The organism is Streptomyces sp. NBC_01276 (assembly GCF_041435355.1).
GTDB lineage: Bacteria > Actinomycetota > Actinomycetes > Streptomycetales > Streptomycetaceae > Streptomyces.
The window spans coordinates 3,898,399-3,912,639 of record NZ_CP108442.1 but is presented as its reverse complement, the minus strand read 5'-3'; the positions used below and the strand labels follow the sequence as shown (position 1 = coordinate 3,912,639).

At 73.1% G+C, this 14,241-nt stretch carries 15 protein-coding genes; 7 read left to right on the top strand and 8 right to left on the bottom strand.

The genetic code is table 11. The annotated features are described in order from the left end of the window. Window positions 1-63: 63 nt before the first annotated feature. A complete protein-coding gene (paaN, locus tag OG295_RS17310) occupies window positions 64-1,746 on the top strand; it encodes a phenylacetic acid degradation protein PaaN (RefSeq protein ID WP_371677674.1) in 1,683 nt (560 codons plus the stop codon). 80 nt (window positions 1,747-1,826) lie between these two features. Here the strand turns inward: paaN and OG295_RS17305 are convergent, their stop codons facing one another. The 5 genes from OG295_RS17305 to OG295_RS17285 form a co-directional block, all read right to left on the bottom strand. Then, window positions 1,827-2,573, bottom strand: a complete 747-nt coding sequence (locus OG295_RS17305) for a Crp/Fnr family transcriptional regulator (protein ID WP_371677673.1) — start codon at window positions 2,571-2,573, stop codon at window positions 1,827-1,829. Next, window positions 2,570-2,860 carry a hypothetical protein gene (locus tag OG295_RS17300; RefSeq protein WP_371677672.1) on the bottom strand — a complete coding sequence of 97 codons (291 nt, stop codon included), beginning with the start codon at window positions 2,858-2,860 and terminating at the stop codon, window positions 2,570-2,572. The genes OG295_RS17305 and OG295_RS17300 overlap by 4 nt, the downstream gene beginning before the upstream one ends. A 557-nt stretch (window positions 2,861-3,417) precedes the next feature. Then, on the bottom strand, window positions 3,418-4,188 hold the full coding sequence (locus OG295_RS17295; protein ID WP_371677671.1) for a TrmH family RNA methyltransferase: 771 nt from the start codon (window positions 4,186-4,188) through the stop codon (window positions 3,418-3,420). Window positions 4,189-4,198: 10 nt separating this feature from the next. Then, complete coding sequence (locus OG295_RS17290) at window positions 4,199-5,545, bottom strand: HTTM domain-containing protein (RefSeq protein WP_371677670.1); 1,347 nt, start codon at window positions 5,543-5,545, stop codon at window positions 4,199-4,201. Continuing rightward, the gene (locus OG295_RS17285) at window positions 5,533-6,207 is read right to left on the bottom strand and encodes a DUF5819 family protein (RefSeq protein ID WP_371677669.1); all 675 of its coding nucleotides are present in this window, start codon (window positions 6,205-6,207) and stop codon (window positions 5,533-5,535) included. The genes OG295_RS17290 and OG295_RS17285 overlap by 13 nt, the downstream gene beginning before the upstream one ends. 135 nt (window positions 6,208-6,342) lie before the next feature. On the opposite strand from OG295_RS17285, the gene paaA reads away from it, so the two are divergent. The 6 genes from paaA to OG295_RS17255 all read left to right on the top strand — a co-directional run bounded on the left by paaA (window position 6,343) and on the right by OG295_RS17255 (window position 11,261). Then, the gene (gene paaA, locus OG295_RS17280) at window positions 6,343-7,347 is read left to right on the top strand and encodes a 1,2-phenylacetyl-CoA epoxidase subunit PaaA (RefSeq protein ID WP_371677668.1); all 1,005 of its coding nucleotides are present in this window, start codon (window positions 6,343-6,345) and stop codon (window positions 7,345-7,347) included. Then, the gene (paaB, locus tag OG295_RS17275) at window positions 7,344-7,628 is read left to right on the top strand and encodes a 1,2-phenylacetyl-CoA epoxidase subunit PaaB (protein WP_371677667.1); all 285 of its coding nucleotides are present in this window, start codon (window positions 7,344-7,346) and stop codon (window positions 7,626-7,628) included. Before paaA ends, paaB begins: the two co-directional genes overlap by 4 nt. After that, complete coding sequence (gene paaC, locus OG295_RS17270; protein ID WP_371677666.1) at window positions 7,625-8,359, top strand: 1,2-phenylacetyl-CoA epoxidase subunit PaaC; 735 nt, start codon at window positions 7,625-7,627, stop codon at window positions 8,357-8,359. The genes paaB and paaC overlap by 4 nt, the downstream gene beginning before the upstream one ends. Continuing rightward, complete coding sequence (gene paaD, locus OG295_RS17265; protein ID WP_371677665.1) at window positions 8,353-8,856, top strand: 1,2-phenylacetyl-CoA epoxidase subunit PaaD; 504 nt, start codon at window positions 8,353-8,355, stop codon at window positions 8,854-8,856. Before paaC ends, paaD begins: the two co-directional genes overlap by 7 nt. Further along, window positions 8,857-9,993 (top strand): 2Fe-2S iron-sulfur cluster-binding protein, encoded by a 1,137-nt coding sequence (locus tag OG295_RS17260; protein WP_371677664.1) that lies wholly within the window; start codon window positions 8,857-8,859, stop codon window positions 9,991-9,993. 125 nt (window positions 9,994-10,118) lie between these two features. Next, on the top strand, window positions 10,119-11,261 hold the full coding sequence (locus tag OG295_RS17255; RefSeq protein WP_371677663.1) for an acyl-CoA dehydrogenase family protein: 1,143 nt from the start codon (window positions 10,119-10,121) through the stop codon (window positions 11,259-11,261). A 4-nt stretch (window positions 11,262-11,265) separates the two neighbouring features. Here the strand turns inward: OG295_RS17255 and OG295_RS17250 are convergent, their stop codons facing one another. The 3 genes from OG295_RS17250 to OG295_RS17240 all read right to left on the bottom strand — a co-directional run bounded on the left by OG295_RS17250 (window position 11,266) and on the right by OG295_RS17240 (window position 14,188). Continuing rightward, window positions 11,266-11,610: a rhodanese-like domain-containing protein gene (locus OG295_RS17250; protein WP_356216684.1), complete on the bottom strand. Its 345-nt coding sequence runs from the start codon at window positions 11,608-11,610 to the stop codon at window positions 11,266-11,268. Between the two features lie 59 nt (window positions 11,611-11,669). After that, window positions 11,670-12,500 carry a J domain-containing protein gene (locus tag OG295_RS17245; protein WP_371677662.1) on the bottom strand — a complete coding sequence of 277 codons (831 nt, stop codon included), beginning with the start codon at window positions 12,498-12,500 and terminating at the stop codon, window positions 11,670-11,672. Window positions 12,501-12,688: 188 nt separating this feature from the next. Then, window positions 12,689-14,188: a DUF2252 domain-containing protein gene (locus OG295_RS17240; RefSeq protein WP_371677661.1), complete on the bottom strand. Its 1,500-nt coding sequence runs from the start codon at window positions 14,186-14,188 to the stop codon at window positions 12,689-12,691. Window positions 14,189-14,241: the final 53 nt, after the last annotated feature.

The following is a 14,241-nucleotide window of genomic DNA, read 5'->3' as shown; positions in this document are numbered from 1 at the left end:
CGCATCGATCTCAGCCTGCGAACCAGCCTGATCCTGCCCGGCTCAACGAGGAGTTGGTCCCTGATGGCCGCCGAGCTCACCCTCACCCAGCTGACCGAGAAGCACCGGAACACCCTGGATCAGGCGCTCGCCGCCATCCGAAGCCGGGCCTACTGGTCCCCGCACCCCGAGCACCCCAAGGCCTACGGGGAGACCGCCCCGGCCGACGGCCTCGCCGCCTTCGAGGCCGTCCGCGGCACCCGCTTCGACCTCGGCCAGCCCGGCACCGACGGCTGGACGGGCGGGGAGGTGTCCCCGTACGGCCCGGAGCTGGGCGTGGAGTACCCGCACGTCGACCCCGACGTGCTGCTGCCCGCCATGAAGGCCGGCATCGCCGCCTGGCGGGACGCCGGTCCCGAGACCCGCGCCCTGGTCTCCGTCGAGATCCTCGCCCGCATCTCCGCCCGCACCCACGAGTTCGCGCACGCGGTCATGCACACCAGCGGCCAGGCCTTCATGATGGCCTTCCAGGCGGGCGGCCCCCACGCCCAGGACCGCGGCCTGGAGGCCGTCGCCTACGCCTACGAGGAGCAGACCCGCGTCCCGGGGCAGGCCGACTGGTCGAAGCCGCAGGGCAAGCGCGACCCGCTGGAGCTCGGCAAGACCTTCACGGCGGTCCCGCGCGGAATCGCCCTGATGATCGGCTGCAACACCTTCCCCACCTGGAACGGCTACCCGGGCCTGTTCGCCTCCCTGGCCACCGGCAACGCCGTCCTGGTCAAGCCGCACCCGCGCGCCGTGCTCCCGCTGGCGCTGACCGTGCGGGTGGCCCGCGAGGTCCTCGCCGAGGCGGGCTTCGACCCGAACCTGGTGGCCCTCGCGGTCGAGCGGCCGGGCGAGGGCATCGCCAAGACCCTCGCGGTCCGCCCGGAGATCAAGCTGATCGACTACACCGGGTCCACCGAGTTCGGCGACTGGCTGGAGACCAACGCCCGCCAGGCGCAGGTCTACACGGAGAAGGCGGGCGTCAACACCGTCCTCATCGACTCGACCTCCGACTACAAGGGGATGCTGTCGAACCTGGCCTTTTCGCTCTCCCTCTACAGCGGCCAGATGTGCACCACCCCGCAGAACCTGCTGATCCCGCGCGACGGCATCGGGACGGACGCCGGGCACAAGACGTACGACGAGGTCGTCGCCGACCTCGCGGCCTCCGTCGGCGGCCTGCTGGGCGACGACGCCCGCGCCAACGCGCTGCTGGGCGCGCTGGTCAACCCGGACGTCAAGTCCCGCCTGGAGGCGGCCGCCGGGCTGGGCGAGGTCGCCCTCGCCTCCCGCGAGGTGGTCAACCCCGAGTTCCCGGACGCGGTCGTCCGCACCCCGGTGATGGTCAAGCTGGACGCCTCCAAGCCCGACCCGGAGGCCGCGTACCTCTCGGAGTGCTTCGGCCCCGTCTCCTTCGCCGTGGCCGTCGACTCCACGGCGGACGCCCTCGACCTGCTGCGCCGTACGGTGCGGGAGAAGGGCGCGATGACGGTGGGCGCGTACACCACTTCCCCGGACACCGAGCGGGCCATCGAGGAGGTCTGCCTGGAGGAGTCGGCGCAGCTGTCCCTCAACCTCACGGGCGGGGTCTACGTCAACCAGACCGCGGCCTTCTCCGACTTCCACGGCTCGGGCGGCAACCCCGCGGCGAACGCGGCCCTTTGTGACGGCGCCTTCGTCTCGAACCGCTTCCGCGTGGTGGAGGTCCGCCGCCAGGCGTAGCCCGCCGACGGCCCCGCGGCCACCGCCCGCGGCCCCGCTCCGGGGCCCGGTCCGCGGCCCCGGGGCCGGCCGTCACCGCCTCAGGCGCACTCCGCGGAGCCCGCGGCGGGGGTGGAGGCGGCGGCCGCGCCGGACGCCTCGACCTTCTCCAGCAGCTTCAGGTCGGGGAAGGTGTAGGAGCGGTACGAGGTCCTCACCACCTGCTTGGCCCGCAGCGAGCGCAACGCGTTCTCGACGGTGGCGCGGGAGAGCATGAGCGCCTGGGCCAGATCCAGCTGCGAGGGTCCCTCGACCCGGTAGCCGTCCTCCGTCATGAAGCCGGACCTGTCCAGCAGCTCCAGGAAGAGCCCGCACAGGCGCTGTTCGGCGGGCCGCGCGAACATCCCGTAGACCCGGTCGCCGGTGCGCAAGCGCTCCGTGATCGCCACGCTCACCGCCCGCATGAGGGTGGGGTGCTTGCCCACCATCGACCGCATCACGTTCATCGGCACGGCCATCGTCACCGTGGTCGTCAGCGCCATGGCCAGGGGCGCCCTGGACGAGGCGAAGACGTCGAGGTCGCCGAGGACGTGGCCCTGGTGCCGGAAGCGCAGCGTCGACGCCTCGTGGTGCACGAGCTCCTCCGACACGATGCCGGTGTCGTTGAGGACGATGTGGACCGAGTCCCCGCCCCGGACCGTCATGCCCCGGATGCGCGCCCCGCGCCCGTACTGGCGGACGCGGGACGCCTGGAAGATCTCCTGACACAGCTCGGTGCTCAGCGACCGGAAGAACGGGTAGTCCCCGAAGCCCAGTTCGTGCCGCTTGAAGCGACGGGCGGGGGTCACAGGACGGTCGTACCCGTGCCGGCACCGCCCGGCCGCGCCGGCGACACCGGGGGAGCGACGGGCACCCGGGGGGCGGCGGGCGCGAGGGTCGCGTAGGCCTCCGGAGCGGCCGGGCGCAGGGCGGCCGGCTGCAGCGAGGCGAAGACGGGGGGCAGCGCGAGCAGGACGCCGCCGACCGAGCCGATGACGGCGGGGATCCAGCGCGGGGTGGAGGTGAGGCGCCAGACGGCGACCCCGAGGACGGCAGCCACCAGGCCGGTGATCATGACAGCGCTGAGGAGAAGCATATGAGCATCCCTTTTACTTTGCTGATTCAATTTGATTGGTAGGTGCAGCTTTTTGGCAGGCGCGGGCACGAAGCGCTTGGCGAGAGCGCGGCCCATGTACTCCGAAGGGAGAATAACGGACGCCACCGGTCATCACGTAACGTCTCCCTATGATCACGGAATCGATCATCCTGTTTGATTTCAGGGCGACTTGCCCCCAGGTGGGCGCACATGTTGTCCGGTCTTCGGACCCTCCCGGGTCCCCGGACGGCCGCCCGCCGGCCTGTCACCGAGTGCCGGTACCACTTCCTGAATTCCACCGCGCCGTGCACCCGATTCCGGCCACCGGAGTGTCGAAATGCGTACTCGAACGCCGGTACATGCCCCAGCTCTGGGGAATTTCCTGGCCGTTACCGCACCCTCTCCCTAATGTGAGGGAATCTTCGCCGGGGCCCTGTCGTTAGATACGTCGAGCTGAGTTGAGCCTGGTAGGTGCAGCGCAGCGGTCGGGCGGAGCTTCCGGGGTGGCCCCCCGGACCCGCCCGACGTCACCCGCGTGCGTCTTTTCCGGCCACGCGCTACCGGCCCGTAACACCCTCGTGGGGCCCGCCCCAGTGGAAGAGGGTCATGGCCACGCTGGTGGCCAGGTTGTAGCTGGAGACCTGCGGGCGCATCGGCAGGGACACCAGGTGGTCGGCGCGGGCGCGCAGCTCCGGCGAGATGCCGTGGCGTTCCGACCCGAAGGCGAGCAGGGCGTCGTCCGGGAGCGTGAGGGAACGGATGTCCTCGCCCTCCGGGTCGAGCGCGTACACCGGCCCGGAGGGCAGCTCCTCCAGCTCCATCCGGTCCACGGTGGTGGCGTAGTGCAGTCCCGCCCCGGCCCGGACCACGTTGGGGTGCCACGGGTCGAGGTCGCCACGGGTCACCACACCGGTGGCGCCGAAACCGGCCGCGAGACGGACGACCGCCCCGACGTTGCCGAGGTTGCGCGGGTTGTCGAGCAGCACGATCGGAGCCGGCCGGGGGGTCCTGGCGAGGGCGGCCCTTCCGGCTTCCCGGTCGGGGCGCACGGCGAGGGCGGCGACCCCGGTGGGGTGCACGCGGGGGAGCAGCTCCTTGAGCGCGCCGGACCGCACCAGCCGGGCCACCCCGGGGGCCACGTCGGGGGCCAGGCCGTCGGCGAGCGCCCGTACCGCGGCGGGGTCGTCGGCGACGGCCACCAGCACCTCGGCCCCGAAGCGCAGGGCGTGCTTCAGGGCGTGGAACCCGTCGAGCAGCACCACCCCGTCCCGCCCGACCGCTTCCCGCCACTCCCGGCCGGCCTCACCGAATTCCCGCTGCTCACTCATACCGCCGACCTTACGAGCCCGCGCCGCCCGCCCCGACCGCGCCGTCACGCCCCACCGGTTCCGGCTCCGCCGGCGTCCGGGGCGCGGGGGTCAGGGGGCGGGGCCCCCGCGGTCCGGGCGCGGCCCGGCGGACGGGCCGGGGGCGGGCGGGGGACCGGCCCCGCACGACCCTCGCCCCCACCCACACCAGGAACCCCGTCGGCAGGAACACCGCGTCGGCGGCGATCATCGCCAGCGAGAAGAACGGGAGCCCCAGCAGTACCGCGATCCCCGCGTGCTCCAGCATCATCAGCGCCAGCAGCACGTTCTTGACCCGGCGGTTGAACAGCGTGAACGGAAACGCCACCTGCACCGCCACCGTCCCGTACGACACCAGCATCACCATCACCCCGCTCCCCGCGAGCACGTCCGACAGCTCCGGCCACGGCGCGAAGTAGTCCAGCCGGAGGGGGTAGTACAGCGCGGTCCCGTCCTGCCACCGCGAGCCCTGGATCTTGTACCAGCCGGCCGTCGCGTAGATCAGGCACACCTCGGCCATGATGACCAGCATTCCGGCGTTGTGCAGCAGGTTCGCCAGCACGTCGAGGAAGGCCCGCCCCTCGCCGGCCCGCCGCACGGCCCGCTCCCCGGCACCCCGGCCGGGCGCCCGGCCGGGCGCCGCACCGGCATCCTCGCCGGGCGCTTCCCCGGCCCCCTCACCGCCCGCCCCTCCCGGGCGTTCTCCCGACCGCTCGTGCCGGTCGGCCACCCACCACAGTGCCGGTCCCGCCCACAGCGCCGCGAAGGCCGCGAGCCAGCCGCCGCCCAGGCGCCCGGTCGCCGCCCCGTACGCGAGGACCGCGCCCAGCACCCCCCAGAGCACCGGCCCCGCCGCTCCGGCCGAGGCCGAGCCCCGCAGACGGGCCCGCCGCGCGTCGAGCGACCACACCCGCGCGCAGCGCGTCAGGACCAGGTAGACGGCCATGAGGTGGATGACGTTGTCCCCGCCGTCGCCCATGAACACGCTGCGGTTCTGCAGCGAGAGCACGCCGACCATGAAGACGACGGACGTCGCCCGGGTCCGCCAGCCCAGCAGCAGCAGCGCGCTCGCGAGCACGGCGACGGCGTAGACGAGCTCGAACCAGAGGGTGGAGCGCGACCACAGCAGCACGGTGAAGGCGTGGTTGGAGGCCACCAGCCGCTCCGCCAGCCGCCAGCTCCACGGCCCGTCGGGGCCGTAGAGCTGGTGCCGGTCGGGGAACTCGCACAGGAGGAAGAGCAGCCAGGTCCCGGCGAATCCGATGCGGACCACGGCGCTCTGGTAGGGCCCCAGCGCCTCCCCGGTGACCTTCGCGAGCGCCCGTCTCACACGGTCCACCACGGCAGCTCCCGGTAGTACGTCTGGGTGTCGGTCTTCTCGTCGCTCCAGCTCGGCGCGGGTACGGACCGCGTCGCCGAGCGCAGCTGGACGCGCAGGATCCGGCCCTCGCGGTAGACGGGGACGAGCCGCTCCAGCGCGATGCGCCGCAGGTACTCCTCGGAGAGCGCGCCGCGCTCGCCGGTCGGCTTGTTGTCGTCGTCGTGGGAGCCGGTGAAGAAGTCCCAGGCCCGGCGGAGCTCGTTCTGCTCGGTGTGGCTCGGCAGCGGATTGTGCCGGATGGCGGCGCCGTCCTCGGCGGACAGGTCGCGCCAGCCGCTGGTGACGAGCTCGCCGCCCCCGGTGCGGACCTGGGCGCGGACCTCGACGGCGATGTTCTGCTGGAGGGGGTTGGGCGCGAAGAGCTTCCAGTTCTGTTCGAACTCGGGGTAGATCCAGCCGTCGATCAGCGCCGCGTTCCGCTTGCTGACCGTGTTGGACGGGGCGACGTGCAGGAAAACGAGCGCCAGATGGGTGCAGGCGGCGACGGCCACGGCCGCGAGGGCGAAGGCCGCGAGGACGCGGTACGGGGCGGACAGCCCGGTGATCCCGGGCGCCCGGGGCGGCGCCTTCCGCGGCTCCGGAGGGGCTTCTTCCACGGGCTCGTGCTCGTTCGAATCCATCCCGCCCCGATCATCCGGCGTCCACAGGGTTGCCCACAGAGGTTGACACCCTACGGGCCGCCGTCTCACCATTGAAGCGGATGAACCGAACGATCGGTCGGTCGGGCGGACGGCACACTCTGACAGGGGGCCGGGATGGTCGCAGTGACCCCGGAAACGGGCACGTCAAGCACAGCGGACGCGCGGTCCGGGGACCTCGCGGATCAGCTGCGGGCGTCCTTCGACGCCGCCGTGGCGGCGGACGAGCGGGTGGAACCGCGCGACTGGATGCCCGACGAGTACCGCGCCTCGCTGGTCCGCCAGATGGCCCAGCACGCCCACTCCGAGATCATCGGCATGCAGCCCGAGGCCAACTGGATCACCCGCGCGCCCTCCCTGCGCCGCAAGGCGATCCTGATGGCCAAGGTGCAGGACGAGGCCGGCCACGGCCTCTACCTCTACAGCGCCGCCGAAACCCTCGGCACCAGCCGCGACGAGCTCCTCGACAAGCTGCACTCGGGCAAGCAGAAGTACTCCTCGATCTTCAACTACCCCACCCTGACCTGGGCGGACGTCGGCGCCATCGGCTGGCTCGTGGACGGCGCGGCGATCACCAACCAGGTGCCGATCTGCCGCTGCTCCTACGGCCCCTACGCCCGCGCGATGGTCCGGATCTGCAAGGAGGAGTCCTTCCACCAGCGCCAGGGGTACGAGCTGCTCCTCGCCCTCTCCCGGGGCACAGAGGCCCAGCACGCCATGGCCCAGGACGCCGTCGACCGCTGGTGGTGGCCCTCGCTCATGATGTTCGGCCCGCCGGACGACGAGTCGGCGCACTCGGCGCAGTCGATGGCCTGGCGGATCAAGCGGCACTCCAACGACGAGCTGCGCCAGCGCTTCGTCGACATCGCCGTCCCCCAGGCCGAGTCGCTGGGCCTGACCCTGCCCGACCCGGACATCAAGTGGAACGAGGAGCGCGGCCACCACGACTTCGGCGCCATCGACTGGGCCGAGTTCTGGGACGTCCTCAAGGGCAACGGCCCCTGCAACGAACTGCGGATCAACCAGCGGCGCACGGCGCACGAGGAAGGCGCCTGGGTCCGCGACGCGGCCGCCGCGTACGCCGAGAAGCACACCAGCACCGGACGAGAGGTACAGGCATGACGCAGAACTGGCCCCTGTGGGAGGTGTTCGTGCGCTCGCGCCGCGGCCTCTCGCACACGCACGCGGGCAGCCTGCACGCCCCCGACGCGGAGATGGCCCTGCGCAACGCCCGCGACCTCTACACGCGGCGCGGCGAGGGCATCTCGATCTGGGTCGTGCCCTCCACCGAGATAGTCGCCTCCTCCCCGGACGAGCGGGACCCGTTCTTCGACCCGTCCGCCGACAAGCCCTACCGGCACCCCACCTTCTACGAGATCCCCGAGGGGGTGCGTCACCTGTGAGCAGCACCGGCACCGAGAACAGCACCGCCACCGCGGCCGTCCTGGCCCTCGGCGACGACGCGCTGATCCTCTCCCACCGCCTCGGCGAGTGGGCGGGCCACGCCCCCGTCCTGGAGGAGGAGGTCGCGCTCGCCAACATCGCGCTCGACCTGCTCGGGCAGGCCCGCGTCCTGCTGTCCATGGCGGGCGACGAGGACGAGCTGGCCTTCCTGCGCGAGGAGCGGTCCTTCCGCAACCTCCAGCTGGTCGAGCAGCCCAACGGCGACTTCGCCCACACCATCGCCCGGCAGCTCTACTTCTCCCTCTACCAGCACGAGCTCTACGCGGAGCTCGCCGCCGGTAACGGCCCGTTCGCCCCGCTGGCGGCCAAGGCCGTGAAGGAGACCGCCTACCACCGGGACCACGCCGAGCAGTGGACGCTGCGCCTCGGCGACGGCACCGAGGAGAGCCGGTCGCGGATGCGGGCCGCGCTGGACGCCCTGTGGAAGTTCACCGGGGAGATGTTCCAGCCGGTCGACGGCCTGGACGTCGACCCGGCCGCCCTGGAGACCCGCTGGCTGGACGCCCTGGGCTCCGTACTGGACCGGGCCGGCCTGGCCCTGCCCGACGGGCCCCGTACGGGCGCCTGGGCCGCCGGAGCGGGCCGGCAGGGCCTGCACACCGAACCGTTCGGGCGGCTGCTCGCGGAGATGCAGCACCTGCACCGCAGCCACCCGGGGGCGTCGTGGTGACCGCCGCCGCGCAGACCCGTCTGGAGGCGGAGCTGGCCGAGCTGGCGGGCTCCGTGCCCGATCCGGAGCTGCCGGTGCTCACCCTCGCCGAGCTGGGCGTCATGCGCGGCGTCCGGATGCACGAGGACGGGCACGTGGAGGTCACCCTCACGCCCACCTACACCGGCTGCCCGGCCATCGAGGCCATGTCCGCCGACATCGAGCGGGCCCTGACCGGCCACGGCATACCCGACGTCCGCGTGACGACCGTCCTGTCCCCCGCCTGGTCGACGGACGACATCACGGCCGAGGGCCGCCGCAAGCTGGCCGAGTTCGGCATCGCACCGCCCCGCCCGCACTCGGCCGGCGGAGCGGTGCCGCTCACCCTGTCGGTCCGCTGCCCGAACTGCGGATCCACCGACACCGAGCTGCTCAGCCGCTTCTCCTCCACCGCGTGCAAGGCGCTGCGCCGCTGCGTGGCCTGCCGCGAACCGTTCGACCACTTCAAGGAGCTGTAGATGGCCGTGTCCGTGCCCCCGGCGTCCGCCGGCAGCGCGCGCCCCGCGCGCCACGGCGCGTTCCACCCGCTGACGGTGGCCGCGGTCGACCGGCTGACGGACGACTCGGTGGCGCTGACCCTGTCCGTCCCCGAGGAGCTGCGCGCCGAGTACCGGCACGCTCCCGGCCAGCACCTCACGCTGCGCCGCACCGCCGGCGAGGGCGCCGAGGTCCGCCGCACCTATTCGATCTGCTCCCCCGCCCCGGCCGCCGACGGCCCGGGCCCGGAGGTGCTGCGGGTGGGCGTGCGGCTGGTGGAGGGCGGCGAGTTCTCCACCTTCGCGCACAAGGAGATCGCCGCCGGGGACGTGCTGGACGTGATGGTCCCGGCCGGACGGTTCATCCTGGACCCGGCCGGCGCCCCGGCCGGCGCGCACTACGCGGCGATCGTCGGCGGCAGCGGCATCACCCCGGTCCTGTCGATCGCCGCCACCCTGCTGGCGGCCCGGCCCGACGCCCGCTTCTGCCTGGTGCGCGGCGACCGTACGGCCGCGTCGACGATGTTCCTGGAGGAGGTCGCCGACCTCAAGGACCGGTACCCCGACCGCTTCCAGCTGGTCACCGCGCTCTCCCGCGAGGAGCAGGAAGCCGGTCTGCCCTCCGGCCGCCTCGACGAGGAACGGCTGACGTCCCTGCTGCCGGCGCTGCTGCCGGTCTCCGAGGTCACCGGCTGGTACCTGTGCGGGCCGTACGGACTGGTGGAGGGCGCGGAGCGGGCCCTGGGCGCCCTCGGCGTCGCCCGGACGCGGGTACACGAGGAGGTCTTCCACGTCGAGGACACCGCACCGGCGGTCCCGGCCCGGACGACCGCGGCGCCCGCCCACGGCCGGGTCACCGCCCGGCTCGACGGCCGCTCCGGCACCTGGCCGGTCCAGGAAGGCGAGTCCCTGCTGGACGCCGTGCTGCGGGGCCGCGCGGACGCCCCGTACGCCTGCAAGGGCGGGGTCTGCGGCACCTGCCGGGCGTTCCTCGTCACGGGCGAGGTGCGGATGGACCGCAACTTCGCGCTGGAGGAGGAGGAGACCGAGGCCGGGTTCGTGCTGGCCTGCCAGTCCCACGCGGTCTCCGAGGAAGTGGAGATCGACTTCGACCGCTGACCCTTCCCGCCCCCGCCTCCGGATCCCTCACCGGGCTGTGTTTTTCCCACGCCGTGTTCTATCTTGACGCACCGTCAGATCTGAACGGACACGACCGGGATCCGGTGCGCGCGGGAGGACAGGCAGTGGACTTCACCTTCACCGAGGAACAGCAGGCCGCGGTCGAGGCGGCGAAGGCCGTCTTCGCGGACGTCGCCCCCGACCGCGTGCCCAGCCCCGCGCTCACACCGGGCGCCGTCGCGGAGGAGTTCGACCGGCCCCTGTGGGCCAAACTGGCCGGCTCCGACCTGCTGGGCCTCGTCCTCGCCGAGGAACACGGGGGGGCCGGCCTGGACGTCATCGCCCTGTGCCTCGTCCTGCGGGAGGCGGGCAGGGTGCTGGCCCGGGTTCCGCTGCTGGAGCACTGCGCCACGGCCATGGCCGTCCAGGCCCACGGCGGCCCCGAACTGGCCGCCGCCCTGCTGGCCGACGCCGGGCGCGGCTCGCTCGTACTGACCGTCGCCGCCCACGGCCGCACCGGCCACGATCCTGCCGAACTGGCCGTCACCGCCCGCCGCGAGGACGGCACATGGATCCTGGACGGGGTCCAGACCTCCGTCCCGTGGGCCCACAGCGCCGACTGGATCGCGGTACCCGCCCACGGCGGGGGCGGCGAGGCCCTCCTCGCGCTCGTCCCGCGCGTCACCGAGGGGCTCACGCTCGCCGACCAGTACTCCACCAGTGGGGAACGCCTCGCCGAACTCACCCTGGACGGGGTCCGGGTCCCCGCCGCCCATCTGATCGACGCCCCGGGAGCCTGGGACCGGCTCCACCGGATCCTGGCCACCGGCACCTGCGCCCTCGCCCTGGGACTCGGCGAGAACGTGCTCGCCATGACCGGCCGGTACACGAGCAAGCGCGAACAGTTCGGCTTCCCGGTCGCCACCTTCCAGGCCGTCGCGGTCCAGGCCGCCGACCGCTACATCGACCTGCGCGCCATGGAGGTCACCCTCTGGCAGGCCGCCTGGCGGCTGGACGCGGCGACCGACGGTGCGGGCGGCCCGTTGCCCGCCTCCGGCGATGTCGCCGTCGCCAAGATCTGGGCCTCGGAGGGCGTGCGCCGGGTCGTACAGACCGCGCAACACCTCCACGGCGGCTTCGGCGCCGACACCGACTACGCACTGCACCGCTACCACGCCTGGGCCAAGCAGCTGGAGCTCCAGCTGGGCCCGGCCGCCGCGCACGAGGAGGCACTGGGCGACCTGCTGGCCGCCCACCCCCTCGCGTGACGGCCTAGAGCACGAAGGCCGGGTTCCCGCTGTCCGTCACCATCGGGCGCCCCGCGCCGTCCCACGCCTGCATCCCGCCGTCGACGTTCACGGCGTCGATCTCCTGGCGCACCAGGTACTGGGTCACCTGCGCGGAGCGCCCGCCGACCCGGCACATCACGTGGACCCGGCGGCCGTCCTCGATGGCCTCGGTCAGCTCGCCGAAGCGGGCGACGAAGTCGCTCATCGGGATGTGCAGCGCACCCTCGACGTGCCCGGCCGCCCATTCGTCGTCCTCACGGACGTCCAGGACAAAGCCTTCGGCCGGCACCGAGGCGGCGTCCACCGAGGGAAGCGGTCCGAGGTTCATAACTGTCGCCTTCTCTCTTCGCGGGTCTCGCCCGCCAACCTATAGGACCCCGTACACCGCTAGAGGGTCCCGAAGGCCGCCAGCTCCGCCTCGCGCTCGGAGACCTGCGCGAGCAGCTGCTCCGCGATCTCCTCCAGCAGCCGGTCGGGGTCGTCGGGCGCCATCCGCAGCATCGCCCCGATCGCGCTGTCCTCCAGCTCCCCGGCCACCATCGACAGCATTTCCTTGCGACGCGCCAGCCACTCCAGCCGGGCGTAGAGCTCCTCGCTCTCGCTCGGCCGCGCGGCCTGCGGCGCGGGCCCCGCCGCCCACTCCTCGGCCAGCTCCCGCAGCAGCCCTTCCTCGCCCCGCCCGTACGCGGCGTTGACCCGCACGATGAAGGCGTCCCGGCGGGCCCGCTCCTCCTCGTCCTGGGCCAGGTCCGGGTGCGCCCGGCGGACCAGCTCCCGGTACAGCCGGCGCACCTCCTCCGAGGGCCGTACCCGCTCCGGCGGCTTCACGGACCGGTCGGTCAGCATCGCGGACGCGTCGTCGGAGATGCCGTCCGAGTCCAGCCAGTCGTGGAAGAGCTCCTCCACCCCGGGCATCGGCATGACCAGCGCCCGCGCCTCCCGCGCCAGCCGCAGGTCCTCGGGGTCACCGCTGCGGGCCGCCTTCGCCTCCGCGATCAGCGCGTCCAGCTCGTCCAGCCGCGAGTACATCGGGCCGAGCTTCTGGTGGTGGAGCCGGGAGAAGTTCTCGACCTCCACCCGGAAGGTCTCCACGGCGATCTCGAACTCGATCAGCGCCTGCTCGGCGGCCCGCACGGCCCGGTCGAGCCGCGCCTCGGGCCGCTCGTCACCGGAGGCGCCGGGCTCTTCGGGAACTGTCTGCTCGCTCTGCTCGCTCACCCGGCCAGCCTACGGCCAGCGCGGGGCGCCATGTTTCACGTGAAACACAGCTCACGTGAAACACAGCTCACGTGAAACACAGCTCACGTCAAACACGGCCTGGTGAACACGGCCCTCGTGAACACAGCCCACCTGAACCACGGCGCACCCGAGCCGGCCCTCAGCCCCTCAGCCGGGACTTCAGAACCTCAGACCCCGAACTCCGCCGCTATCCGGCCCGCCCTCACCGCGGCCACCAGGTCCGCGTGGTCGGCCTCGCTGCGATCGGCGTAGGCCACCGCGAACGTGGCGACGGCCTCGTCCAGTTCCTCGTTCTTGCCGCAGTACCCGGCCAGCACCCGCGGATCCGCGCTGTGGGCGTGCGCCCGCGCCAGCAGGGCGCCGGTCATCCGGCCGTAGTCGTCGATCTGGTCGACGGCCAGCGCCGCCGGGTCCACGCTGCCCTTGCGGTTGCGGAACTGGCGGACCTGGAAGGGCCGGCCCTCCACCGTGGTCCAGCCCAGCAGGATGTCGGAGACCACCTGCATCATCTTCTGCCCGGCCACCACCCGGCGGCCCTCGTGCTCCTCCCGCGGCGCGTGGAAGCCCAGCCCCGGCAGGTACGGCAGCAGCACCGACGGCCGCGCCTCCTTCACCTGGAGCACCAGCGGCTCACCCCGGTGGTCCTGCAGCAGCACCACGTACGACCGGGTGCCCACGCTCCCGGTGCCCACGACCCGGAACGCCACGTCCTGGACCGCGTACCGGGCCAGCAGCGGCAGCCGGTCCCCCGAGAGGGTCTTCAGGTACGGGCCCAGGGAGGCGGCCACGGCCGCGGCCTCACCGTCGCCGACCCGGCGCAGCACGGGCAGCGCGTCCACGAAGCGGCGGGCGCCGTCCTCCCCGGCCTCGGTCGACTTGGCGGCGAACCGGGCGGAGGTGTTGTTGCGGGCCTTCTCCGAGACCCGTTCCAGCGTGCCCAACAGATCGCGGGCATCGGTGTGCGAGACGAGTTCCTCGTCGGCGATGGCGTTCCAGGCGTCCAGGGCCGGCAGCTTGGCCAGCAGCCGCATGGTCCGCCGGTAGGCACCCACCGCGTCCCGGGCGGCCGCCCGGCAGGTGTCCTCGTCCGCTCCGGCCACCCGCCCGGCGAGCACCAGGGAGGCCGCCAGCCGCTTGACGTCCCACTCCCAGGGGCCGAACACGGTCTCGTCGAAGTCGTTGAGGTCCATGACGAGGCGCCCGCGCGCGTCCCCGTAGAGACCGAAGTTGGCCGCGTGCGCGTCGCCGCAGAGCTGCGCGCCCACCCCGGTGACCGGCCCGCCGGACAGGTCGTGGGCCATCAGGCCGGCCGCTCCGCGCAGGAAGGCGAAGGGGTTGGCGGCCATCCGGCCCACGCGTATCGGGGTCAGTTCGTCGACGCGGCCGACGTTGGACTCCTCCACCGCGCGCACCGCGTCGGGGCGCCCGGCGGGAGCCTCGAAGTGCGCGTGGGCCGCCCGCGGCACCCGCGCCCGCAGCGCCTTCCCGGCCTCCTTCTGCGAGCCCGGCACGGCCCTCGACCCGAAGCCCTCGACGCGGGGTATCCGCCCGCCGCCCCGCCCCGCCGCCGCACCGGCCGCACCACCCGCGTCCGCCGCGTACGCCGCGTTCACCGCGTTCACCGCGTTCACCGCGTCCGCCGTCTGCTGCTTCGGTACCGTCACCATCCGCGCTGCCCCCGCACTGTTCGCGCCCCATCGGCCTCGGTCGCCGATCAAGT

Coding starts and splice junctions, on each gene's coding strand:
- paaN (WP_371677674.1), top strand. CDS start 64: ATGGCCGCCGAGCTCACCCTCACCCAGCTGACCGAGAAGCACCGGAAC.
- OG295_RS17300 (WP_371677672.1), bottom strand. CDS start 2,860: ATGCTTCTCCTCAGCGCTGTCATGATCACCGGCCTGGTGGCTGCCGTC.
- OG295_RS17295 (WP_371677671.1), bottom strand. CDS start 4,188: ATGAGTGAGCAGCGGGAATTCGGTGAGGCCGGCCGGGAGTGGCGGGAA.
- OG295_RS17285 (WP_371677669.1), bottom strand. CDS start 6,207: ATGGATTCGAACGAGCACGAGCCCGTGGAAGAAGCCCCTCCGGAGCCG.
- paaA (WP_371677668.1), top strand. CDS start 6,343: ATGGTCGCAGTGACCCCGGAAACGGGCACGTCAAGCACAGCGGACGCG.
- paaB (WP_371677667.1), top strand. CDS start 7,344: ATGACGCAGAACTGGCCCCTGTGGGAGGTGTTCGTGCGCTCGCGCCGC.
- OG295_RS17260 (WP_371677664.1), top strand. CDS start 8,857: ATGGCCGTGTCCGTGCCCCCGGCGTCCGCCGGCAGCGCGCGCCCCGCG.
- OG295_RS17250 (WP_356216684.1), bottom strand. CDS start 11,610: ATGAACCTCGGACCGCTTCCCTCGGTGGACGCCGCCTCGGTGCCGGCC.
- OG295_RS17240 (WP_371677661.1), bottom strand. CDS start 14,188: ATGGTGACGGTACCGAAGCAGCAGACGGCGGACGCGGTGAACGCGGTG.